This window comes from Microbacterium sp. AC035 (assembly GCF_979258485.1).
In genome coordinates this window covers 3,349,855-3,373,650 of sequence record NZ_OZ409858.1, presented here as the reverse complement: position 1 = coordinate 3,373,650, position 23,796 = coordinate 3,349,855, and the positions used below count along the sequence as shown (strand labels likewise).

The window sequence follows — 23,796 nt, the reverse complement described above, 5'->3', positions numbered from 1 at the left end:
CCCATGGCGACCAAGAAGGATCTGATCGAGGCCCAGGGCTTCAGCAGGCGACGACTCCTCTCGGCGTTCACCGGTGGGGCCCCCGGAGGCAAAGAACTCGACCCCGCGAAGCCGCTGCGCGCGGTCGTCGCCGGAGTCGCACTCACGATCGGAGTGATCCTCGTCGGGGTGTTCTGGGGGATCATGCAGCCGGGACTCCCCGGCGACTGGCAGAACAACCGTCTGATCGTCGCCACCGACACCGGAGCCCGCTACGTCTCGGTCGAAGGAACGCTGTACCCGGTCATCAACACGGCCAGCGCACGTCTGCTGATCCCTGCCGGTGAGTTCAAGGTCGTGCGCACGGATCAGGCCGCACTCGACGGCATCCCGGTCGGACCGTCGATCGGCATCCTCGGCGCGCCGGACGACCTGCCGGCTCCGAGCGCGCTGATCAACTCCTCGTGGACGGCCTGCATCGACGACACCGCCGGCGCATCGGTATCGCTGTCGAGCAAGCCGATCGCCGAGGTCTCGACCGGGACCGGCGCTGTGGTCCAGCGCGGCGATGAGCTGTTCGTGATCGCCGGGGGTCTCCGTTACGCGGTTCCCGCAGACGACGCCAACGCGGTGCTCCGCGCCGTCGGACTCGGCACCAGCGACATCCTCGAGGTCGACGGGCGCTGGCTCAATCTCTTCCAATCGGGCGAGGATCTCGAGCCGATCCGTCTCAACGCGGTCGGAGCCTCGGTTCCCGGCACCGATCTGACGGCGGGGACGATCGTGCACACGCAGGGCAGTCCGGCGGACGAGCGCTACGTGGCGCTCGCGACCGGCCAGCTCGCTCGCCTCAGTCCGCTCGCCTACCAGCTCTACCTGCTCGGCAGCGGCCAGGAGGCCGGCGCCGAGCAGGAGGTGTCGCCGGCCGAGGTCGCAGACGTGGAGACGCGTCCGTATGTCGGCGGCGAGGACTGGCCGACTCTGCCGCTCACGACCCTCGCAGCCGGCGAGACGCCGTGCGCGACGGTCACCGACGACGCTCGCACCGTGCTCGGCGCGACCACGGCCGAGCTCCCCGAGCAGCGCTCGGGCGTCGACGTCTCGGTCGGCGGCGGCGCACTCGTAGAAGTGAGCGGAGGCTCCGACGAGGCGGCCGGCCTGGCCGTGCTCATCGACGAGTCCGGCACCGCGTTCGCGATCCCCGGTGCCACTGCGGAGCAGAGCGCGGAGGATGCGGCGAGTGGCCCCATCGCTCAACTCGGCTACTCCCCCGACGACGTCGGGCGAGTGTCCGACGCATGGATCGAGTTCTTCGCGGCAGGCCCGGCGCTGACGTCCGATGCCGCCAGAGAGTCGCCCGGCTCAGGGGCGAAGTGATGCGTCGCAGAGTCGCCCTTCCGACGCTCCTGGTGGGCGCGATCGCGCTCGGCGCGGTCATGACGAGCGCGCCGGCATCAGCGACGGCACTCGACTCGACCGTGCCGGCGGCCACCGCCGGCGAGGCGTGCACTCCGGGCACCGTGGTGTACAGCCCCGACGCCCCGCCCGCCCTCGCACTGCTCGGAGCCGAGGACGCCAACCGCGTCGCCACAGGCAGAGGAGTCGTCGTCGCCGTCGTCGACTCGGGCATCGATGCGGGGAATCCGCATCTCGCCGGAGTCGTGATCGGCGGTGTGGACCTCGTCGGCGACGGCGAGCGGGCCGATGGTCTGAGCGACACCACCGGCCACGGCACCGCGATCGCCGGGCAGATCGCCGCGCAGCCGATCGCAGAGTCCGGGGTCGTCGGGCTCGCGCCGGACGCCCGACTGCTGTCCGTGCGGGTCTTCCGCAGCGACCAGCAGCAGGACAAGGACAAGGGCTTCGGACCGACGTCGCAGCGCATCGCGGATGGCATCCACTGGGCAGCCGACAACGGCGCCGACATCATCAACGTCTCGATCTCGCAGTCGACCGACTCCCCCGACCTCCGCGCGGCGGTGGAGCATGCGTCAGCCGTCGGCGCCCTGGTCGTGGCGAGCGGCGGCAACAGGGCATCGGACCCCGACGCGAAAGACGGCGCTCGCTACCCCGCAGCGTACGAGCAGGTCCTTGGCGTCAGCGCCGCTGACGCCAGCGGCCGCGCGAACGACGCCTCGATCCACGGCCCCCAGGTCGGCGTGACGGCGCCCGGAATGAATGTGCTGAGCGCGGCGCTCGGCGGCGGAGACTGCATCTTCGCCGCCGACGCCCCCGCATCGAGTTTCGCGACCGGGTACGCGAGCGCGGCCGCGGCGCTGGTGGCCGAAGCGCACCCCGAGGATCCACCGGCCGGTTGGGCGTACCGACTCACCGCCACGGCCCTTCGAGACGACGCCGACAATCGCGACGACGTCAACGGATGGGGATTCATCCAGCCGCTCGCCGCCATCGAACTGCTTCCGGACGAGACGACCCGAGGGCCGGTGAGCCCCTACTTCGACACCACCGGGAGCGCGGCCCGCCCGCCCGCCGCCGCCGTCGACCCCGACCACGGCGCATCACCCTTCCTGCTCACACGGGAGGCCGCGCTCTTCACGACCATCGGCGGAGCGACCCTGCTCGGCGTGCTCGGCATCCTGATCGTGCTGCGTCGCCGCAGAGAGCAGCCTGCCGTGGATCCGGTGGAGGCCGAACGCGAGGGCGGGCTGCTCAACGTGCCCGGGCCCGGCTCCGGCGGTCGGAGCACAACTTTCTGAACCCCGCGGCGCGCTCGATGCCCCTGGGCTGCGTGCACTCGGATCATGTACGGTGGGACGGTCGATGACGCTCACCCGGGGGGGAAACTGCATGGCCCACGATAACGACGCGATCTACGAGCTGCACGATCAGCTCACGAAGAAGACCGCGCAGATGCGCGAGGCGCTCGAGCAGACCAGCTCCGAGACCGCCGAGGATCCGACCGGGCAGGTCTCCGTCCGGTTCGACGATCCGTCCATCGAGATCACGATCGGCAGCTTCTGGCGCGCATCCATCCGCCCCGAAGAGCTGTCCGGCGTCATTCTCGAGACCGTGAACACGGTGCTTCTCGCCCGCCTTCAGGCGTGGGGAGCCAGCTTCAGCGACGAAGCTCCCGATGTCGCAGCGCCGCCTGCGCCATCCCCCGCGATCGCCGCGAACGAGATCTCAGAGCTCGTGGCATCGGCAGACGGAGACGTCTTCCACCGCAACGTCAATCGATTCATCGAGACGTTCTCGACGCAGTTGAGCTCGACCCTCTCTCAGCTCAGTGAGCGCGCCACTCAGGTGCACGGCGGCGAAGACAGCAGCGGCAACGCTCAGGTCGATCTCGACAGCAGGGGCACGATCGTCGGGCTCCGACTCGACGAGAGCTGGTTGCGCACCGCCGACGGCGGGGACGTCACCGACGCGATCCGCTCCGCTCTCTCGAAGGCGCAGGCCTCCGTCGCCGCGGCCACGCCGGCGCTCCCCTTCGAGGGCACTCCGCTCGCGCAGTATGCCGAGGGAATGGCCGATCCGGTCGAGATGATCAGAATGCTGACAAGGGGAGGTTGAGACGATGCTCTCACCGGAAGAGATCAGGGTCGCATCCGAAGCTCTCAGCAGCGATGCGACGGTGTGGGACGGCGTCTCGTCGACGCTCTCCACCGCAGCGTCCGCCACCGATTCGATGCGCTCCTCGGATGCGGCGTTCTGCTGGAAGGGTGACGAGCTCTACGCCCAGTACACCGAGATCGTCGACGCGGTATCGACCTATCTTGCGGACGGATCGTCCACGGCGGCTGACGGCGCCCAGGTTCTCCGCGAGGTACGCGACCTGTTCATCGCCCGCGAGGACGAGACGGTCAGCACGATCAACGGCGCATGGGACGTGCAGCTGTGAACGAAGTCCGAATGAACCTGCGGGTCGACCGCAACGACTGGAGGCGTCAATGTCCATCCCTGTGAGCGGTTCGGGAACCCCCGATTGGGGTCAGCTGGTCGAAGACATCGAGCAGCGAATCGAAGAGGCGCGGAACAACGTCAACAACCTTCTGTCGGACGTCTGGGACTGGCTGCAATGGGCGGCCGACCGCCTGTTGGACGCCTGGAACTGGCTCACCGAGCGTCTCGGCGAATTCTGGGATGTCATCTCGGACCCGTACGAGCGCCCCGGCTACCGTGAGCAGATCCGCGCCCTCGCCGGCACCTGGCGCTCAGACCTCGCCACACCGCTGTCGAACGCGAAGGACCAGATCGATCCTTCCGCTCTGCAGACGGACGAGGAGTGGGGCGGAAAGGGCGCCGAGCGCTACGAGCAGACCACCGCCGCACAGCGGACGACTCTCTCGGACTTCGAATCCGCCATCGTGAATCCCGTGGCAGGCGGCCTCGAGAAGCTGGCCGGCGGCCTCGACACCTTCACGACGCTGATGTGGACCACGCTGGGAACGCTGGTCGCCGGACTCATCTCCGGCATCGCCGCCCTCGCAACACTTATCGCGGCACCCGCCGGCATCCTCGCGATGGTCGGCGCGCTCGCCGCGGCGCTGATCCAGATCGCCAGCGCCAACGTGCAGCTCGACAACGCCATCGACTCGGCCAAGAGCCAGATCGCAGGCGTCGCCGCCAAGGCGACCGGATGGCCCGACTTCGCAGCCAGCTGAGGCGAGCTGTGCCGCAGAGGGGAATCGCATGACGTCTTCCACGAGTTCTCCGCCTGACCGGGTTCGTCGTTCCGCGCGTGCGCGCGGAATCGTCGCGGCGATCCTGGTGGTCGTCAGTCTCGTCGGTGTGCTGCTGACCCTCGACCTCTGGAAGCAGACAGCGGCACCGGGGACGGTCTCACTCCCCAGCAACCTGCTGCTCAGCGTCGCGTTCGTGGTCGCCTCGGTTCGGGCCTTCGCCCTCGCCGCGAGAGGCGAGCACACCGAGAGCAGCGCGGCGGCGGATCGCCTGATCGCGCTGGTCGGGCTGGTGGTCGTCTTCGCGATGGTCTTCTCCGCCATCACCGCCGTGGGCTCCGACGGATGGGTCGTGCTCGTCATCTACGCCGTGGCGCTGTCCGCCGCTCTCGAGACCCTCCTGATCCTCAACTGGAAGGCGCGTTCGCTCCAGGGCCCCCTGGCGGCCCAGCGGCCGGTGGGAGAGCGTCGGCGCTGAGCGACGCCCCCATCCGGGTGGGAGTGTCAGGCGAAGACGACGAAGCCCAACGCCACCAGTCCGGCGACCGAGACGACGCAGGCCGCGGCGAACGAGACAAGCGCGGCCATGCTCCAGCGCAGTCCCTGCTTCGCGACCGAGGGGAGCTCCTGGTCCACCGCGCGGGTGGGAGCGGCGGCACCGATCACCACGGGCGGAGCTGAAGGACCGAGGGGCGCGGGACGCGGTCGGTAGATCTCGGGCGCCGGAGCATCGGTCGGCGCCTCGAAAGAGATGGGTGCGGCGCTGGTCTCGACACCGGGGGCGGGATCGGCGGAGGCTTCGCCCTGTTCGTCGGAGCGCTCGGATCGTTTCCGTCGCACGCGCCGCGGCGTCCTGGAGACGAGCACGGTCGGCTCCTCGACGAGCTGCTCCTGCTCCTGCTCCTGCTCCTGCTCCTGCTCTCCTACGAGAACATCGGCCGGGACATCGGACCCCGACGAGCTCCGGTCGACCACGACGGTCGCCTCGTCGAGATCGCCAGCTGACTCCTCCTCGACCCGTTCGGGACGGCGGTCGACCACGACGGTCGCCTCATCGTGATCGTCGAGCGCCGGAGAGTCTTCAGCCGCGGCGGAGTCGCCGGCATCCGCTGAGTCGTCGGAACTCACCGGCTCGACTGCGGATGCGTCCACCGCCTCCGACTCACTCGGAGCAGTCGGCGAAGCAGCGACTGATGCGTTCCGGCGTCGATCACGACGGGTCAGCATGACGGTCTCCTCGACCTCGGACTCGTCGTCGGTCATCTGACGCGTACCGGGATCGTCGTGCCCTCGAGGCTCGAGTCGGTGAGAGAGGCGGATGCGGCCTCGTGATCGGCCGCGCTGTCATCCGGACGCCTGCGTGCGCCGCCGGAGACCACGTCGATCACGACCACCGTCACGTTGTCGCGACCACCCGCTTTGAGTGCCCGGCTCACGAGAGCCGCAGCGGCCGTCTCGGGGCGCCCGTTCATGGTCAGGGTGGCCCTGATGGCTTCGTCACTCACTTCGCCGCTGAGCCCGTCGGAACACAGCAGCAGTCGTTCGCCGTCGACCACCGGCAGCAGCCAGCTGTCGGCCGTGCTGTCGGGCGCACCGATGGCCCGGGTGATGACGTTGCGCTGCGAGAACGACGAGAGGTCCTCTGCGCGGAGCTCGCCGGCATCGACCAGCTCCTGCCCCAGCGAGTGATCGATCGTCAGCTGGGTCAGCTCGTTGCTGTGGTGGCGGTAGACGCGAGAGTCGCCGACGTTGAAGACGAGCCAGTGCGGTGCGCCCTCGTGATCGACCAGTGCGACACCGGTCACCGTGCTGCCCGCTCCGCGCTTGTGCTCGGCGGAGATGTCGTCGACGATCGCCGACGCTCGGCTCAGTGCGTCGCCGACATCGGCGACCTCGACCGCGAGCCCACGAAGAGGCTCGAACGCAGCGACCACTGCAGCGCTCGCTCGATCGCCGGCCTCATGACCGCCCATGCCGTCTGCGACGAGGAACACCGGCGAAGCCACGAGCACCGAGTCCTCGTTCGCAGTGCGCTTGAGGCCGGTGTCGGTCAGGGAGGCGACGTTCAGCACGACGGAAGAGACGGTCACGAGTCGCGCTCCGCGATCACGTGCATCCCCACTTCGCCGAGGATGAACCGGCCGTTGCCGGTGACGCTCTCACCCGGGTCGAGGAGTGTCTCCGTGCCGTTCTCCTCGACCACGACGACGCCATTCGTGGCGTGCAGATCGGTGAGGCGCCACTCGTCGTCGTGCACGACGAGGCGAGCGTGCGTCTTCGACAGCGTGCGGGTCGTGTCGGAGATCGCAAGCCGCTGCTCGCCCGGCTCGCCGATCGGATTGCGGCCGATCACGACGCTCGCGCCAGACAGCGAGAACGTGCGTCCGTCGTCGAGCACCAGCGAGCGACGCACGCCGCGCCGACGGGCGACGACGACCGTGGCGTCCAGGTCGTCGTCGACGTCGTCCGTCGGACGCGGGGTGACGACCGTCTTGTCGACGTCGGCCGCGAGGCCGCCGCCGGGCATCGCGAAAGACTCCGGAGCGGGCGCGGCAGGCCTATCCGCGGCAGGCGCGGCAGGAGCATCCGTGGATAGCGCGGCAGGAGCGGGCGGGGCGGGCGGAGCCCCTTCCGCGCTCGCCTCTGCGGCCGCACGGAGTTCTTCCGCGGCGGACACGTCCGCGGCGGACACGTCTGCGGCGGACGTGTCGGCGGCAGCGGTCGGCACCGGGCGGATCGTCGGCATCTGCGGATGCTGGTCAGAGACCCCGCCGTCGCGGAACGACGGTGGAGCCGGCCGGACCGCCCGCGGCGGCTCTCCGCCGAGGGTCGCGGAAGGTGTGTGTCCTGTCGGCGTCTCGAACGGGGACCCAGGCGCGGATGCGGGCGCGGGAGGGGCGGGCGGCTGGGGCACGACGTCCTCAGTGACGGTCTCCGGAGGTGCGGGGGGCTGGGGCGCGACGGGGGCCACGGGGTCGCCGCCCATCGCTGCCATGATTCCGGTCGTCGGGTGTGCATCGACGGGCGGCGCAGGGGACCCGGGTGCAGAAGGCACCGGTGCAGGAGACTCGGGTGCAGGCGCAGCCACCGGCGCGGGCGGCCGCGGAGCAGGCTGCTGCGGCGCGTGCCCCGGTGCGGGAGGCGCCGGCGCGGGAGGCTGCTGCGCGAAGGCAGGAGCGGGCGGCTGCGGCTGCGGCTGCGGCTGCGGAGGAGCGAACGATGCTGCGGGCGCACCGGGAGCCGGAGGCTGCCCGGCGACGGGAACGGGCGGAGGCCCGACCGGAGTCTGCGGCTTCTGCGCAGGCGCGCCCCATGCAGAGGGAGTGACGCTCCCAGAGCCCGTGGGAGCGCCAAGCGCACCGGTTGCGGCGTCCGCATCCGACTGAGCGGTCGCGCGGGTCGGTGCGGCGTAGTCCGGGAACACGAGCGCCGGGGCATCCGGCTGACTCGGGGTGTGCGGCGCGAGCGACGGGATCGTGTATCCCGACGCATCCCTGGCGGGTGCGGCGGCGGGCTGCACATTGCGGCGAGGCCCCGACTGCAGCGCGGCCAGTCGTTCACCCTCGGGGTGTGGCGGCGCGCCCCAGGCGAGAACGGTGGCCCAGACCGGGGGCAGCAGGATGGCGAGCACGGTCATGCCGGCGCCCCGACCGAACCTCCGATTGATGCGGTGGGTCGCGACGACCTTGAGGTAGATGCCGTACAGCTGCACGATCGGGATGAAGTAGAAGACCACCGACCACGCAGGCACTCCGCCTCGCGCCAGGATCTCGGCCTCGTTGAGGACGGGCACCCAGCCCTTCCAGCCCTCACCGCCGATGCGTGGGAACAGTCGCGACAGCGCCAGGGCGTACCAGACGTAGACGGCCAGGCCGACGAGCACGCCGACACCGCCGACGATGGCGAGCATCGTCACGTAGCCGCTATCCACAGGCGCGATCATGAGTTCCCCTTCTTCCGGTCGCCGAGCGACGCGGTCCATCCGAGCGTAGCGAGAGCCGGCCCGGCTCCCGGGTAACCCCGACCGCGCGCAGCCCGCATCCGACCGATGAAGGAGGTCGGCCGCACACGCCTGACGACGCGGCGCCACCACGCGCCGGATGCTGCCAGCTCCGCCCGCTCGGCATCCACGATCGCCCAGGCGGCGGTCGCATCGTCGTCGGTCGGTGGGTGCTCGGCGAAGACGGCGCGATCGACGAGCACCGCCAGCCGATCTGCGGCCTCGCGGTCGGTCGACAGAGCCCGCTGAGTTCGGGTGCCTTCGGCATCCATCAGCACGTCGTGATCGGCGTACACGTCGACCAGCTCCTCCCAGGCGCCGGCGAGACGCACTTCGGGGTCTTCGGCCGTGCGGCGGGTTCTGGCGCGCTGCCTCTTGGCGAACAGCAGCACGAGGAACGGCAGAGCGCACAGCGCGAGCGCGAGCAGGCTGAGTCCCACAGCTCTGAGGATGGGCAGCAGGAAAGCGAGGACCTCCGACTGCGGCGCCTCGAGCGGCGGCGCGTCGTTGTTCGAATCGCTCTGCGCCTGAGGAGGATCCAGCGCCTCCGACCGGGGCTGCTCCGGCACGGTCGGATGCTCCGGCAGTTGCTCGCCCTCGGTGATGGAGCTCGGCAGCATCGCATACTGCGGGGTCGTGTCGACCGGCATCCACTCGCCGCCGGAACTCCGCACCTCGACCCAGGCGCTCATGTTCGCACCCGTGCAGGTCTCGGTGCAGGCCGGAATCCCCGGCACCTCTTCCGCGGCCGCGAGCCGCGCGCCGATCACGACGCGGGACTCGAGGCCCCAGTGCTCGGCGAGGAGGGCAGCCGCCACCGAGAACTGCTCGTCGTCGCCGACAGCGGACACGAGCAGCTCGGGTGCGGCATCGGCCCCGGCCCTTCGCTCCTGTTCGACCAGGTCGGTGAACAGCTCCTCGATGCGGGCGGCGGAATGCCCCGCATAGCTCGGCGCGAACGCGTATCCCTCGGACTCCTTGAGCGACGCGATCCACCCCGCTGCCGCGTCGTCGTCGATCAGCGCATGGCTGAGGTAGCCGCGCGAACGCAGCCGATCGATGATCTCGAGGTATCCGGCTCCGGTGCGGGGCTGCTCCTGCATCTCGGCCCACTCGGTGAGCGCGGGATACAGGTCGGTGTCGAGGTTCGAGGCGCCGCCCTGCAGCGCGGCGACCTCGCCGGGTGCACCGGGGGCGTCCACGAGCACGGTGTAACGGTCACCGGGGACGAGCCCCTCACCGCCGCCGGGCGCCTCCGCCACGGTGATCGCGGTGTCGCCGCCGGAGTTCACGTGGAAGCCGTCGGCGAGCGCATCGGCGCGCGAGCCCGAGAAGTCCGGCGCCTCCGCGAGACCCGCAGGCGACGGCACCCAGATGCCGCGGTAGGCATCGCCGACCGTGATCCCGAGCGACGCGCGCCCGGCCCCCGGCATCGCGGTGCGGGGCAGCCTGCTGAACCGGTCGTCGGGCGCGATGTGGAAGTCCTCGCCGTCATATGAATCGAGAGTGACGAGCCGGAGGCGCTCGATCGCACCGGGGTCGCCCTCCAGCAGCACGACGGTGTCATCGAGAGTGCCGCCGGCGAACCACGAGCGGTAGGCGCTGAGCGGGCTCGCCTGCTGCTGCACGACGATCATGGGCTCGACCTCGTCGCGCAGCACCGAGCGGTCGCTCCACCCGGCCGCCGCGGGTGCGACCGCGAATCCGGCGATCAGGGCGACCACGGCGAGCCCTGCCGACAGCAGGTGACGACGGATCGTCAGCCACACGGGGGTCGCCCGACGCGAGATGTTCGCCGCGGCGACGGTGCGCAGCGCCTGCGCACGCTGCAGACGCGAGCGACCGACCAGCCAGACGAGAGAGGCGACGAAGAGCGCGACGCCGATGAGCCATTCCCGCGGCGCCGGAAGCGCCACGCCCAGCACTGAGACGGGAGCCGTCGTGCCGCTCACTCCGAAGGCGATGCCGAAGACGCTCATCGCGGTCACGACCGGAACCGCGATCGTGGCCCGACGCCCGCCTGCGAGCACGAGGAGAGTCGCGATGAACGTGCCGAACAGCATCACGACGAGGAACGGGATCAGCACCGCCTGGTACTCGCCGAGCGGCGGGTTCAGTGTCAGCATCTGCTTCCAGCCGAGCACGACCCCCAGCACCGCATCGCGGAGTCCGCCGAGGAACGCGGGGAGCGACGTGAGAGCAGAGGGGATCGCGAGGGGCACCGCGACGACGAGGTAGGTGCCGGCCGCCGCGAGAGAGCCGATCAGAACGCCCCACCGGAGCACCCGCGTCAGCACGGCGACGGCCATGCCGAGCAGTCCGCCGATCAGACCGACCGCCAGCGCGCGGGGCGATTCGTACACCGGCCATGCCGCCGCCGTCGCGAGGCCGACGCCGACGAGCACGTACCCGAGAGCCCACAGTGTGAGGGCCGAGAGCGCGAACGATCGTCGCGACTTCGCGACGCCGCGCCGGGGCCCTGCGGCGCTCATCGCAGCGCTCCACGGGCGAGCATCTGCGGAAGATCGCCGAGCGCGCCCAGCGTCATCACGGCGAGCTCGCGTGCCGTGCGCATCGTGGGCTGCTCTCCCAGCTCGCTGCGCACCGCGACGGCCTCGACCGCCGCCGGAAGCTTGACCGCGGCATGGCGCAGTCGCTCGAGCGGCATGCGCGAGCCCGTCAGCAGGAATCCGATCGACAGGTCGGGGTAGGACTGCGCGGTGAGCGCGGCGACGGCCTCGAGGCGCATCACGCGGTCGGCCGGGTCGATGGTCGAGGTGGCGTCGAGCAGCGCCTTGGGCGTCACGGTGGGAAGAGTGCGGATCGACAGCACCTCTGCGCGGCTGTGCTCGGGGATCTCGTTGCTCACCGAGAAGAGCACGTCGCGGCCGTCACGCACACCCTGCAAGGCGAGGGATGCGGCGGCGCTGACCGTGTTCTCGAACTCGTCGTCGCTCTCGTACGATTCCGCGTCGCGGTCGAGGATGATCGCGATGCGGGCATGGCGCGACTCCTCGTACTGGCGCACCATGAGCTTTCCGGTCTTGGCGGTCGACTTCCAATGCACGTGCCGCTGCGAATCCCCCACGACGTACTCGCGCACCGCGTGGAACGACAGGTCGGCATCGACCAGGGTCGTGCTCGGCGTGCCCTCGAGGTCGCGGATCAGGCCCGCGCTCGTGCTGGGCAGAGGAACCGTGATCGGGTGCACATGGATGCGCTGGACGTCGGGCCACCGCAGTTCCCGTCGGAGGATGCCGATCGGGTCGCCACGCGTGATGGTCATGGGTCCCACGTCGATGACCCCGCGGCGGTGGGCGGCGATCGTGAGCTGCTCGCGGTGATGCGCGGCGGGGCGCAGCAGCGGGACGTGCGCTTCGACGAGCCCCTCCCCCACGGGGACGTCGACGATACCCGGCAGCGAGAGACGATCGCTGTTGTTGCGCACATCGAGCGTCGCGCCGATCTCGGCCCCGGCGACCACGCGGTCGCGGTCGAGCGTCAGCTCGATGCGGTAGTCGTGGGTGCCGAGGATGAAAGGGACGCAGGCGATCAGCAGCACCAGCGCGATCGCCGCCACCGCCCATGCCTCCACCCATCCGAAGAGCAGCCCGGCGGCGATGCACAGCACGAGGGCCACGATGACGAGCATCCCGGCCGATGTGACCGTCTCGCGCACCCACGCGACGGCCGTGCGGGCAGCGCGACGCGTGGTGCGAGCGGCGCGACGGACGCCGAAGACCGCGCCGCGGACGGGTCCTCGGCGCGTGCGGTCGTAGCGCGTGACCGTCGACGTGCGCGTCGACGTGCTGGTGCCCGCCGTCGTGCGCGTCAGTCGGGACTCGGTGCTGAAGCTCACGCAGTGCCGTTCTCGCGCGGCGGCTCGACGTCGAGCAGGATCTGCCCCACCACGGCGACGGCGGTGACGCCGTCGAACTCGGCCTCGGGCTCGAGCACGAGGCGGTGAGCGAGTGCCACGACCGCGAGTTCCCGAACGTCGTCGGGCGTGGCGAACGTGCGCCCGCTCTTCGCCGCCCAGGTCATCACGAGGCGCGAGAGCGCGATCGCGCCTCGCACGCTGGCACCCAGACGCACCTCGGAGGCGCGACGCGTCGCATCGACGATGCGCATGATGTAGTCGGAGACCAGCGGATTCACGTACACGCCGCGCGTCATCTCGGCCATCGTGAGGATGGTGTCGGTGCCGACGATGCCGTCGAGCACGTGCTTCGGCTGCGCTGCGCCCTGGAGGATGCGCATGGTCGCCGCCTCATCGGGGTAGCCGATCGACGTCTTGATCATGAAGCGGTCGAGCTGCGCCTCGGGCAGCCGGTAGGTGCCGCCCTGCTCGATCGGGTTCTGCGTCGCCATGACGAGGAAGGGCGAGGGGACCGGACGCGTGACGCCGTCGACCGTGACCGTGCCCTCTTCCATGACCTCCAGCAGCGCCGACTGCGTCTTCGGGCTCGCGCGGTTGATCTCGTCTGCGAGCACGATGTTCGCGAAGACGGGGCCGGCATGGAACTCGAACGCCCCCTCCTTCTGGTCGTAGACCGTGATGCCCGTCACATCACCCGGAAGCAGGTCGGGGGTGAACTGGATGCGCGTGCTCGTGCCCGTGACGGTCTGGGCGATGGCGCGTGCGAGCGCCGTCTTGCCGGTGCCGGGGAAGTCCTCGAGCAGCACATGACCGCCGCTGACGGCCGCGGCGAGCGCCAGTTCGATCACATGCCGCTTGCCGAGGATCGCCTGTTCGACGTTGGCGGCGAGGATCGAGAACGTCTCCGCGAACCAGGAGGCCTGTTCGGGAGCGATGGTCACGGGAGCAACGGAGGGAGCGGGCATAGGGCAACCGTTTTCGTCTCGGGCGCCTGCACGGTGCAGGGCGGTGGGGAGGAGGGAGTCGTCATGTGAGCGCTCATCCCTCGGGGGCGGGCGGGTCGGGCGGGTCGACAGGATCGGGCGTCTCGACCGGTGGCTGCGTGCACAGCGGCGCGCGGTGCGTGATCGGCTTGAGCGGAGCGAAGGCTCCCGTCCAGGTGATCCTCGTCTCGAGCATGGAGATGCCGTCGACGATCCTGGGGGTGAAGATGTACGAGAACGACCCGCGCGCTGCGGGGCTGATGGCGAACACGTCCTCCGGCTTCGCCGGCACGCACTTCTGGAACTGCACGGCCACCGTCGTCGGTGCGGTTCTCGCTGTGATCTCGATCGGATCGGAGCAGTAGGTGGTCAGCACCGCGTGGCAGGACCGCGCGACGATCGGCAGCGGCGACGCGTCGGAGCTCAGCTCGAAGTTCTCGTACCACGATCCGTACAGGTTGTACCGCGCGATGAAGCCGTCCCGCGCGCCGATCTCGGGCAGCGACTCCAGGCCGTAGAAGTAGCGGTTGCCCTCGACTGACGGCTGGGTCGCCACCGTGTAGTTGGTCTTGCCCTTGGGGCTTTCGACGAACGTGAAGGTGAAGACCTGGGTGGTGTTCGACTCCGCCACGCCGAAGCCGTTCGAGGCGCACGCCTTCACGTTGTAGGTCGAGTACTCGGCGAGCTGGGCGAGAGTGGGGGACGACGACTGCGCCTCTGCGCCCGAGACCTGCAGCCGCCCGTTGCCGTCGGCGGTGCAGCTCGCATCGCCCGAGCGCCACGCGAGATAGACGACGTCGACACCCAGCGCGCTGCCGTTCGGCTGCGCAGCCACTCCCGAGACGTTGATCGAGGTGTTCGACGCGGCAACCGCATTCGTTCCTGAAGGGTCGAAATAGACGGTTCCCGCAGCCGTCACCGACGTGCGGAAGGCACCGCCCTCGTTGCCGCCATCGCCCGTAGGCGGCTGGAACTGGCTGATCGGGACGATCGTGATGTTCTGCGGGCCCGGCGCCAGCGCGATCTCGGCCGACGTCGTCGCGCCGGTGCGGTTGATGACCTGGCCCGTCTCCTCGACACGGAAGGAGAGGGAGTCGTCCGACGCGGCGATCGCGAGTTCGACGATGCCGCGTGCGCGTTCGGTGCCACCGGGGCGGTACACGGGCGTGGCCGTCGCATCCGACACCACCGGGGCGGCATACGCCCAGCTGGTGTGCGGTGACGTCGCGGCTGAGGTGCCGACCGCGTTGACGGCCGCTGCGGTGAAGACGTGCGGCGCCCCGTTCACGAGCCCGTTCACCGTGCAGCGGTAGGCGCCGCCGGCCGGACTGCACGACGCGTCCGCCGGGGATCCGTCCTGCAGGATCGTCACGCCGGTGACGGCGGGGTGCGCACGCCCTGCCTCGCCGAGCGGCACGTCGAGCACGACGGTCGAACGGGTGAATCCGACGGTCGTGACGCTGGCGGGCGCTTGCGGGAAGCCCTGCAGGTCGAGAGTGAGGGTTCCCGTGCCGGTGCGCCCCTGCGCATCGGAAACGACGAACGGGATGATGCACTGACCGCCGGGGGCCTGCCCTCCGCCGGGCCAGCTCGCGGAGATCGACGTGCTCCCAGAGGTCGAGATCGACGCGACATCGCACCGCGAGCCCGAACCCAGCGACATCAGCCGAAGGCCGGATCCGGGCTTGCCCGCGAACGGGTCGTATTCCCCCGCGACGTCGACGACATCGATCGTGCAGCTCGGGTTCGTGACGACGCACTGCGTCGTGAAGGTCGCGCCCCGCGGCGCATCGGGTGGCGCTGCGCCCACGACCAGGCGGACGGATGCCGACGGCTCACCGTACTGCGGCACCGTGACGCTCACGTTCTCGGTGTTGCCCGGCCTGGCATCCGCTCGCGCTTCGATGGTCAGCTCGGAGCCGTTCCTCGTGACGATGAACGCCGACCCCGAATACACGATCCGATACTCGAGCGATCCGGCGTCGCCCTCGCGGCCGCCCTCCCAGGCGGCCATGTTCGAGTACATGTCGACCGTCTCGATGGTTCCCGGGGCGATCGTGTGCGAGATCGATGAGAGCAGCAGCTGGGGCTCCGCGGGCCGGATGCTGATCGGCACGTCGATGAACGACCAGCGCTCCTGGCCCTTCAGCCGCACCTGGACGAGGCAGGTGTCCGACCACGGCGCCTCCCGGCCGGCCCGGTAGGTCACGCTGCCCGAGCCCTCTGCGGCGCACGACGCGGCCGCGCGCTGCGCACTGAACTGCCCGGTGCCCACCTCGACCGCATCGGAGGCGATCAGGTCGACGTAGTCTGCCGCGTCGAACGAGACCGACGCATCCTCGTCGACCACGACGGGGGTCGAACCGGGCTTCAGCTGCACCTGCATGTCGTCGAAGGCGGGAATGCGCAGGAACCCGTAGGCGACCACGTCTCTGCCGCCCGACCCCTTGCCCTTGAGCTGGAAGGGAACCAGCGCGCCGTCCTCCGGCGCCGCACCCACGATGCGGTCGCCCTGCACCGTGAATCCGGGCTGGTCGCCCCACAGACTCAGCGTGAGCGAGGAGGCATCGCCCGACGGCCAGCTCACGCGGTCGGTCACGACGTCGATGCCGCGATCCGGGAGGTCTTCCCTGTCGCGTGCGGTGAGCACGGTGTCGGAGACGCTCGGCTGATCGGCGACGGCACCGTCGGTCACGGTGACGACGATCAGCCCCTGCGACGTGCTCGACGTGCGCGTGGACCTGACGGTGTAGAAGTAGGAGTTCGTGCCCGCGGTGTCTCCCGCACGGAGCACGATGCGGCCGTCCTCGAGAGAGGTGTCGGGGTCGATCAGCGCGTTCAGGCGGTCGTACAGCGGGTTGCCCTTGACCGGAGGCGCGTTGGGCACGAGCTCGGTGATCTCCAGGTCGCTCTGCGCCGGGTCGAGGTCGTTCAGACGCGGGTCCAGGACGATCGGGGTGGTCGAGCCGGCTTCCACCCGCACGTAGTCGCTGAAGGTCACGGGAGCTGCGTCGTCGATGTCGGCGTCGAGCACGCCGACGCGGACCACACCGCTCCCCTGCTCGCCCTGAGGATCGCGCACCGTGTAGCGGAAGGTCACCTGACCTCCGTCGACGCCGCCCGCGGGCGCCCGGTAGACGATCGCGTCGCCGTCGGCCGAGATCGTCGCAGTGCCGGCACCCTTCTGAGGCTGGTCGATGCCTGCGAGGACCACGCGATCGCCGTCACTGTCCATGCCGGTCGACGGCACGGGCAGCGACACCGTCTGACCGCTGAGGACCCGGCCCGTCAGCGTCGACGGCGTCGGCGCGCGGTTCGTCCCCGGGGGGACGACCGTGACCGTGACGACGCCGTTGTCGGAGAGAGCAGGATTGCGCTCGAGCGACACCGAGTACGTGAGGCGGTAGGTGCCCGGCGTCGAGGGTGCGAGGTATCGCAGCGCGTTGCGGTCGGCGAAGACCAGCTCGCCGGCTTCGCCCGACCCGGTCACCTCGGGCAGCACCACGAGGGGTTCGCCGCGCGGCGCCACATCGTTCGCCGCGACGTTGATGCGCGTGAGCGAACCGGCACGGACCGTGATCGCATCGGGGAACACGATCGGGCGGGTGACCGTCGACGGCGGCGTGAGGAAGACCGTGACCGTGCCCTGCACAGCGGCTCCGGTTCCGTCGGCGACCGTGACGGTGGCCTTGCCGATGACCCCGGGCTCGCCATCCTCCGTCGTGCCGTTCACGCGGATGCTCTCGTTGCCGACCACGCGCACGCCGAGCTGCGGCGTCGAGCTCACGGCATCCGCCAGCATCAGCACGCGCCCGCTGGTGTTCTGCACGGCACGGAGGACGTCGACCGTCGTGTCCTCGCCCTCGCGCACGAACGCGGTGAGGGGCGCCATCGCGAGGCCGGCGGATCCGTCGACGGCCGTGATGCGGATGACCGCCGACTGCTCGGCCTGGGTCGAGACGTCCTGGGCCGTGTAGGTCACGACGTACTGACCGGGTTCGGCGACCGTCATCTCGACGGTGCCCGATGCCGCGTTGGGGTTGACCTCGAGTCCCTGAGCGGTCGCGGCGGTCTGCACGGCGTCGACCAGACGGTACGAGCCGGACCCTCCGGACAGGTGGTCCGAGATGCGGACGGACTGCAGGTCTCCGACACGGGCGGTCAGCGCCACCGGTGCGGCGACCAGGGCCGGGCTGCCGGTGACCTGGACATCGAGGGTCTTCTCGGCCGACGCGCCGTGCACGTCTTCGACGACGACCGTGACCGAGATCACCGCGTCGGCGGCGTTGGGGTCGGTGTGGCGGATGGCCACCCGTCCGTCCGCCATCGGCACGACCATGACGGGCGACGAGGAGTCGGTCTCATAGGCATCGCTGAGGACGAACGGATCGCCCTCGGGATCGACCCAGCCCGACAGCGCCGAGACGACGGTGCTGCCACCGGGAAGGAGCTGCGGTGTCGGCCACTCCTGCTGACAGGCGTCCACTCCGCACCACACCGGTGCGGAGTTGGTCTCCTGGTCGACGACGGTCAGCGTCACGGTCGCAGGGGATGACACTGCGGCGCCATCCGTGACCGCGTAGGTGAAGCTGACCTGCCCAGACCCCGCCTTGACGTCGACGACGAGCGACTGCCCGTTGGCGACGAGTGTGAGATCGCCGAATGCGGGGTCGCCGAGCCCGCCCGAGACCGAGTCCGGGTCGATCGACAGCACGTCCTTCTTGTTCGGATCGTGGTCGTTGAGCAGCACCGGCAGGATCACCTGCTCCCCCGCGCGCACGCCGAATGCATCGTCGACCGCGACGGGCGGCAGCTGCTCGGCCACGTCCTCGACGATGATCGTGCCCTCCTGCTGCTCGGTGTCGTCTTCGATCGCCCACTGCTCGAGCGGGATGAGCACGCCGTCAGGGGCGGTCCAGATGAGTCCGGTGCCGATCTCGCTCAGCACCGCTCTGTCGCCGTTCTCCTGGAACACCGGTTCGATCGTCGAGGAGTCGAGGGCCTCATCCGGAACGCGCAGCGGAACGGTCTCGCCCCCTGCCCACAGCGTTCCTGCACCGGTGTCGAGCCAGGCCGCGTAGACCTCGCCGTCCACGATGACGGGCGTGGCCGGGACGCCCGACGCCTCGGCGATGCGCTCCGACTCACCGGAAGCGAGATCGACGGACACGAGGCCGTCGGAGTCGGCGATCAACACCGCTTCGCCGGAGTCGGCGCCCTCCTGCAGGCGTGCGTCCTCGACGACATCGAGCTCGAGCGGCTCGTCGCGCCCCTGGAGCCACAGCTCGCCGGAGCCCGCCTGGAGCATCGCCCAGCGATCTCCCACGACCGTGGCGGTCAGGCCGTCCGCGGCATCCGGAGCTTGGGAGACCGACTCGGGATCGCCGAGGAAGCGGTACTCGTCGATGTCGAACCGCCGGATCGCCCCCTCGTCGGCGGAGTAGAGCACCAGCAGCCCTTCGGGCGACAGCCCGATCGCATCCGCCGTGTACGTCGGAGGATCCTCGCCTTCCTCCACCTCGACGCCCGCGAACGGGTCGACGAGAGCAGTGGCGGCGCCGGCGTCGAGCGTGGTCACCGACACCTGCCCGGTGTCCGTGCGATACGCGACGTATGCACCGGCGGAGAGGATCTCCCGCGTGCCCGCCGGTGTCGGCTCGGAAGCGATCGGCGTGCCCTCCTCCGACGAGTCGGAGAGGAGATCGGCGGGACTCGCGGGGTCCACGTCCCAGCGCTGCCTGTTGCCCTGTGCGTAGACCACGGCCGCGGAGCCGTTCTGCCAGACCGCCTCAGGGTCGTCGACGTTGCGCACCGTGTCGATCTCGGCGAGCTCGGTGTTCACGCGTGCGTATTGACCGCTGTCGCGCATGACCCAGACCGACGACTCGAGCCGCGGCACCTCCTGCGACTGGTAGCCCTGCGCGGTGATGGCGAGGGTGAGCACCACTGCCAGCGCGGCGATGCCGGAGATCGCCGCGATCAGGCGCCCCCGTGATCGGGGGTTGGCCTCCGCGCGGGCGCGATCGCCGATCGCCATCACAGAACCCCGGTGAGGTTGAGCGCGACGATGCCGACAGAGGCGAGCACTGCGGCTCCGATCAGCGCGCCGATCACCCCGGCGACGAGGGGCGAACGGGTCTTCGTGCGCGCGGCGGGCAGTTCGTCGCGGTCGCGGGGCGTCGCCTGCTGCCGTGCGGCACGCTCGGCGCGCCGAGAGTCGGGAGCGACCGTCGTGATCACCGGGCCACGGGCCGTGGAGTCCGAGAAGCTGACGGGAGCCGCGGCGGCCCACTCGGCGGAGGCCGCCTCGAACGCGGTCGGGTGCAGACCCAGCTCGTACTGCGCCCAGCGGAGTCGTTCGGCGAAGTCGGCCATGCTCGCGAACCGCTTGGCAGGATCGCGGTGCATCGCAATCGCGAAGATCTCGTCGATGATCGGGGGGATGCCGTCGACCGGCACCGCCGTGTAGCGCGCCTTGATGATCCGCTCGGTGAGCTGATCGCGTGAATTGGACCCGCGATCCGCCCTCTCGAACGGGCTTCTTCCGGCGAGCAGCGTGTAGAGGGTGGCTCCGAGGCTCCAGATCTCACTCGGGACCGATCCGGAGACCCGCTCCTGAAGCACCTCGGGCGAGCTCCACGGCACAGACATCGCGATCGTCTCTCCGTCGCCCTCGTCGATCACAGCGGCTGCGATGCCGAAGTCGGCGAGCACGGGAGCCCCGAGCGAGTTGATGAGCACGTTCGACGGCTTGATGTCGCGATGCAGAAGACCCGCCCTGTGCACGGTCTCGAGCGCGCCGGCGATGCGAACGCCGGTGTCGAGCACCTCGGCGAGGGCCAACGGCGCCTTCTTGTAGCGAGCGCTCATGGTGTCGGGGCAGTACTCCATCGCGAAGTACGGACGGCCGTCGGCGGAGATCGACGCCTGATAGATCGTCACGATCGAGGGGTGTGCGCTGAGTCTCGCGGAGATGTCGGCCTCGACATTGAAGGTGCGGAGCACCTCGCGGTTCACCGCATCGGCCAGCAGCACCTTCACAGCGGCGACGCGTCGCGGCATGTCCTGTTCGTACAGGAAGACATCGGCGAACCCACCCGAACCCAGCGGGCGCACGTAGCTGTACCCCGCCAGCGTCGGCGGTGTCGATGCCATGCGCGTGGCCACCCCTTGCTCCTCACGGTCGGATGGGAGACCGCGCTCTGCATTCGCCCTGCGCGCTGCGCTGGGCGATCCCCCCGATCAACGAGTATATCGAGGGCATGGATGATCCCGAAGGCGCGCTTTCGAGACCTCGAGCATCACGCTCTCCAGCATCCCGCCACGTGATCGTCGACCATGCCTGCCGATTGCATCAGGGCGTACATCGTGGTCGGACCGACGAATCTGAAACCGCGACGCCGCAGCTCCTTGCTCATGGCGGTCGACTCCGTCGTCACAGCCGGAACCTCCGCGAAGGACGCGGGTCGGGCGCCGGGCGCCGGCGCGAACGACCACATCAGCTCGTCGAGCTCGCCCTCCGCCATCGAGCGGACGATGCGGGCGTTGCCGATCGTGGCCTCGATCTTCGCCCGATTGCGGATGATCCCTGCATCCGCCATGAGCCGCTCGACGTCTGATTCACCGAACTCGGCGACCAGCTCAGGGTCGAAACCGGCGAAGACCTCGCGGAACCGCGGTCGCTTGCGGAGGATGGTGATCCACGAGAGACCCGCCTGGAAGCCCTCGAGCGCCATCTTCTCGAACAGCGCCCGGTCGCCGCGCAGAGGCGTGCCCCATTCTTCGTCGTGATACCGACGGTACTCCGCGTCGTCGCCGACCCAGCCGCATCGGTCGCGTCCGTCGGGGCCGGCGATCAGTGACGTCATGTGCCCACGCTAGCCGGGTCCACCGACGTCGGGCGGATCTCCGTGCCGGACGCCGGGAATGCACCCGCCGAGTCCGCGTGAGAACGATCGGAACGGCGCCGGCGACAGGTCTAGGCGGCGCGCTGCGCGGTTCCGGATCCGAGCGCAGAGATGAAGGATGTCGAGAACGCCTCGAGCGCGACGCGGGCCGCGCCGGGGTCCTGCCGCCCGATGGCGTCGATGGCCTGCGTGAGGAGATCACGCCGCGAGTCGCGATCGGCCTCGAAGTCGACGCCGTGATGGAGCGCGGTCCGGGGATCGACGAACAGGCGCAGCGGGTCGATGTGGTCCCTGACGATGCGGTCACCGAGTCGGCCGAGTTCTCGGGAGATGAGCTGTTCGGAGAGTTCGAGGTAGCCGCGCAGCTCGCAGGCGCCCTCCGCGATCCGAGGCGCGTTCGAGTGCGCTCTCACCGGCGGACCGGCGCAGGTCTTCTCGACGATCAGACGACCGACGACATGAGCGCGCTCGATCATGTCGATGCGCGACCATTCAGCCACGCGGGTCCCCGCGCTCGGCGACACCTGGACGAATCGCATGTCGACGAGTCTCTGCAACGCCTCGCGCACCGGGGTTCGCGAGACGGCCCAGGCGTGCGCGAGCAGGTCGAGTCGCAACCGCTGACCTGGCGGGATACGGCCACTCACGATCTCCTCGAGAAGTCGCTCGTAGGCGAGGCCGCTGAGAAGCTGCGGTCTCAGTTGTTCCTCGAGGGAGCCCGTCGGCATGTCCACATCACTCTCATCAACTAACATATTGGATGATTAGAGGATGACATAAGTAAGTGGTCAGCACAAATCGATAGATATTTTGATGTGCCGATGCGATGGTTCGCGCTGTTGGCGCGGCGGCCGCGCGTCACTCCCAGCGATGGGCCAGTCGAGGAGCTCTCTCGACGGGTATATATTGCGGGGGATTGATATATCAGGTACCCAGATGGTTCCGACTAGCATTGAGCCATGCCTGTGCCCAAGACGCCGGCGCAGATGCCTCGCAAGCTGCTGCGCGATCAGATCTTCGACACGCTTCTCGACGCCATCGTCGTCGGCGACCTGGCAGCGGGAGAGCCGATCTCCGACAAGCAGCTCGAGGGCTGGCTGGGCGCCTCACGCACCCCGATCAGGGAAGCCGTGAACCGGCTCGCGGGGATGGGGCTGATCGAGGTTCGTCCCCAACGCGGCACCCGCATCGCGCCTCTCGATTCGGTGAGGTTCGCGGAGGAGATGGAGATGCTCGGAGTCGTGTACTCCGCGACGGTCCGCGAGGCTGTTCCGATTCTGACGGACGCGGATCAGGCGCAGATCAGTGAACTGCACGCGAAGGTGAGTCGGACCTCGAACGCGCTCGAACGGGCCCGCATCGTGGACGCCATGATGAGCGTGTTCATCGATCGCTACCGCAACACTGTCGTCCAGCGCATCCGCGAGAAGTCAGTGCCGCACGTCACCCGGATGATCACCGCCCGACCTGGCGCGCTCGACGCGACCGACACATCGAAGGCGCTCGATGCGCTTGCCGCAGCCTCGGCGTCCGGGGATGCGGATGCGGCGGCCGAAGCCGCGCGGGCGTACTTCACTGCGGGGGTTGCGAGCGTGTCGGCTCGCGATGCGGCAGAATCGGCTCCGGCTGGGCCGGCCGCCGGTGCTGCCGCCGGTGATGCCATCGCCGGCGCCGCCGCAGCGCCAGTGGCTGCCGGACGTGAGAGCGAGATCGACTGATGCCGACGAAGAACGCTCCTCGAACACGGCGCCTGTTGCGCGACGAGGTCTACGACACGATCCTCGGGGCGATCCTCGACGGCACACTCGAACCGGGCGAGGTGCTTCACGATGAGGAGCTCATGACCTGGCTCGGGTCGTCGAGAACGCCGATCCGCGAGGCGCTCAACAGGCTCGCCGAGGAGGATGTGGTCGAGCTGGTGCCGCACCGTCACACGCGGGTGGCACCCGTGAACATCGCTGCGATCAACGAGAGCCTGTTCGTGACCGGCGTGATCCACGAGCATCTTGCTCGCACCACCACTGCCGATCTCACCGATGCGGATGTCGCGGACCTCCGTCGCGAGCTGGCTCACGTCGAGGACGCAGTGGATGCGGATGATGCCGCTGCTCTGGGCCTGGCGATCCGCCGATACTTCCTCGTCGTCGTGCGCGCCGCCACGAATTCCGTGCTGCGCGCGAAGGCGGAGACCCTCTCGTTCCAGCTCGTGCGCTTCCTGGCACCGCGCGAGAACCTCGTCACCCCCCAGCAGGCGCTCGAGTTCATCCGGGAGATCACCGAGGCGGCTGACGCGCGCGACGGTGAGCGAGCCGGAGACGTCATCCATGAGCTGCATGCGGCGACGCGCAGCAACTTCCTCGAGTTCTACCGCGAGCCGGATCCGACGGACTGACCGTCAGCTGGT

Annotated in this window: 18 protein-coding genes; 8 read left to right on the top strand and 10 right to left on the bottom strand. The window is 69.7% G+C overall.

The window, feature by feature from the left end; translation table 11 throughout:
- Positions 1-3: 3 nt before the first annotated feature.
- The 6 genes from eccB to ACZ0AA_RS16235 all read left to right on the top strand — a co-directional run bounded on the left by eccB (position 4) and on the right by ACZ0AA_RS16235 (position 5,100).
- A complete protein-coding gene (eccB, locus tag ACZ0AA_RS16260; RefSeq protein WP_400862438.1) occupies positions 4-1,356 on the top strand; it encodes a type VII secretion protein EccB in 1,353 nt (450 codons plus the stop codon).
- Positions 1,356-2,696, top strand: coding sequence for a S8 family serine peptidase (locus tag ACZ0AA_RS16255; protein ID WP_463513579.1), 1,341 nt, complete (start codon positions 1,356-1,358; stop codon positions 2,694-2,696). The genes eccB and ACZ0AA_RS16255 overlap by 1 nt, the downstream gene beginning before the upstream one ends.
- A gap of 91 nt (positions 2,697-2,787) precedes the next feature.
- Positions 2,788-3,513 (top strand): hypothetical protein, encoded by a 726-nt coding sequence (locus ACZ0AA_RS16250; RefSeq protein WP_463513578.1) that lies wholly within the window; start codon positions 2,788-2,790, stop codon positions 3,511-3,513.
- A 4-nt stretch (positions 3,514-3,517) separates the two neighbouring features.
- The gene (locus ACZ0AA_RS16245; protein ID WP_400862442.1) at positions 3,518-3,841 is read left to right on the top strand and encodes a hypothetical protein; all 324 of its coding nucleotides are present in this window, start codon (positions 3,518-3,520) and stop codon (positions 3,839-3,841) included.
- A 49-nt stretch (positions 3,842-3,890) separates the two neighbouring features.
- Entirely contained in the window at positions 3,891-4,604 is a 714-nt protein-coding gene (locus tag ACZ0AA_RS16240) for a hypothetical protein (RefSeq protein WP_400862444.1), read from the top strand.
- A gap of 28 nt (positions 4,605-4,632) precedes the next feature.
- Positions 4,633-5,100: a hypothetical protein gene (locus ACZ0AA_RS16235; protein ID WP_463513577.1), complete on the top strand. Its 468-nt coding sequence runs from the start codon at positions 4,633-4,635 to the stop codon at positions 5,098-5,100.
- A 26-nt stretch (positions 5,101-5,126) separates the two neighbouring features.
- Here the strand turns inward: ACZ0AA_RS16235 and ACZ0AA_RS16230 are convergent, their stop codons facing one another.
- The 10 genes from ACZ0AA_RS16230 to ACZ0AA_RS16185 form a co-directional block, all read right to left on the bottom strand.
- Entirely contained in the window at positions 5,127-5,885 is a 759-nt protein-coding gene (locus tag ACZ0AA_RS16230; protein WP_463513576.1) for a hypothetical protein, read from the bottom strand.
- On the bottom strand, positions 5,882-6,712 hold the full coding sequence (locus tag ACZ0AA_RS16225) for a PP2C family protein-serine/threonine phosphatase (RefSeq protein WP_400862449.1): 831 nt from the start codon (positions 6,710-6,712) through the stop codon (positions 5,882-5,884). Before ACZ0AA_RS16225 ends, ACZ0AA_RS16230 begins: the two co-directional genes overlap by 4 nt.
- Positions 6,709-8,565, bottom strand: a complete 1,857-nt coding sequence (locus tag ACZ0AA_RS16220) for a DUF5684 domain-containing protein (RefSeq protein WP_463513575.1) — start codon at positions 8,563-8,565, stop codon at positions 6,709-6,711. The genes ACZ0AA_RS16225 and ACZ0AA_RS16220 overlap by 4 nt, the downstream gene beginning before the upstream one ends.
- Positions 8,562-11,114 carry a transglutaminase domain-containing protein gene (locus tag ACZ0AA_RS16215; protein WP_463513574.1) on the bottom strand — a complete coding sequence of 851 codons (2,553 nt, stop codon included), beginning with the start codon at positions 11,112-11,114 and terminating at the stop codon, positions 8,562-8,564. The genes ACZ0AA_RS16220 and ACZ0AA_RS16215 overlap by 4 nt, the downstream gene beginning before the upstream one ends.
- Positions 11,111-12,481, bottom strand: a complete 1,371-nt coding sequence (locus ACZ0AA_RS16210) for a DUF58 domain-containing protein (protein ID WP_463513573.1) — start codon at positions 12,479-12,481, stop codon at positions 11,111-11,113. The genes ACZ0AA_RS16215 and ACZ0AA_RS16210 overlap by 4 nt, the downstream gene beginning before the upstream one ends.
- The gene (locus ACZ0AA_RS16205) at positions 12,478-13,443 is read right to left on the bottom strand and encodes an AAA family ATPase (protein WP_140038588.1); all 966 of its coding nucleotides are present in this window, start codon (positions 13,441-13,443) and stop codon (positions 12,478-12,480) included. The genes ACZ0AA_RS16210 and ACZ0AA_RS16205 overlap by 4 nt, the downstream gene beginning before the upstream one ends.
- 97 nt (positions 13,444-13,540) lie before the next feature.
- A complete protein-coding gene (locus ACZ0AA_RS16200; protein WP_463513572.1) occupies positions 13,541-19,522 on the bottom strand; it encodes an Ig-like domain-containing protein in 5,982 nt (1,993 codons plus the stop codon).
- Positions 19,522-20,652: a serine/threonine-protein kinase gene (locus ACZ0AA_RS16195; RefSeq protein WP_400862457.1), complete on the bottom strand. Its 1,131-nt coding sequence runs from the start codon at positions 20,650-20,652 to the stop codon at positions 19,522-19,524. The genes ACZ0AA_RS16200 and ACZ0AA_RS16195 overlap by 1 nt, the downstream gene beginning before the upstream one ends.
- Before the next feature lie 134 nt (positions 20,653-20,786).
- On the bottom strand, positions 20,787-21,353 hold the full coding sequence (locus ACZ0AA_RS16190; RefSeq protein ID WP_400862459.1) for a DNA-3-methyladenine glycosylase I: 567 nt from the start codon (positions 21,351-21,353) through the stop codon (positions 20,787-20,789).
- Positions 21,354-21,463: 110 nt separating this feature from the next.
- Complete coding sequence (locus tag ACZ0AA_RS16185) at positions 21,464-22,120, bottom strand: GntR family transcriptional regulator (RefSeq protein WP_400862460.1); 657 nt, start codon at positions 22,118-22,120, stop codon at positions 21,464-21,466.
- Between the two features lie 231 nt (positions 22,121-22,351).
- On the opposite strand from ACZ0AA_RS16185, the gene ACZ0AA_RS16180 reads away from it, so the two are divergent.
- Positions 22,352-23,110 carry a GntR family transcriptional regulator gene (locus ACZ0AA_RS16180; RefSeq protein ID WP_400862461.1) on the top strand — a complete coding sequence of 253 codons (759 nt, stop codon included), beginning with the start codon at positions 22,352-22,354 and terminating at the stop codon, positions 23,108-23,110.
- Positions 23,110-23,784 carry a GntR family transcriptional regulator gene (locus ACZ0AA_RS16175; RefSeq protein WP_400862462.1) on the top strand — a complete coding sequence of 225 codons (675 nt, stop codon included), beginning with the start codon at positions 23,110-23,112 and terminating at the stop codon, positions 23,782-23,784. The genes ACZ0AA_RS16180 and ACZ0AA_RS16175 overlap by 1 nt, the downstream gene beginning before the upstream one ends.
- Positions 23,785-23,796: the final 12 nt, after the last annotated feature.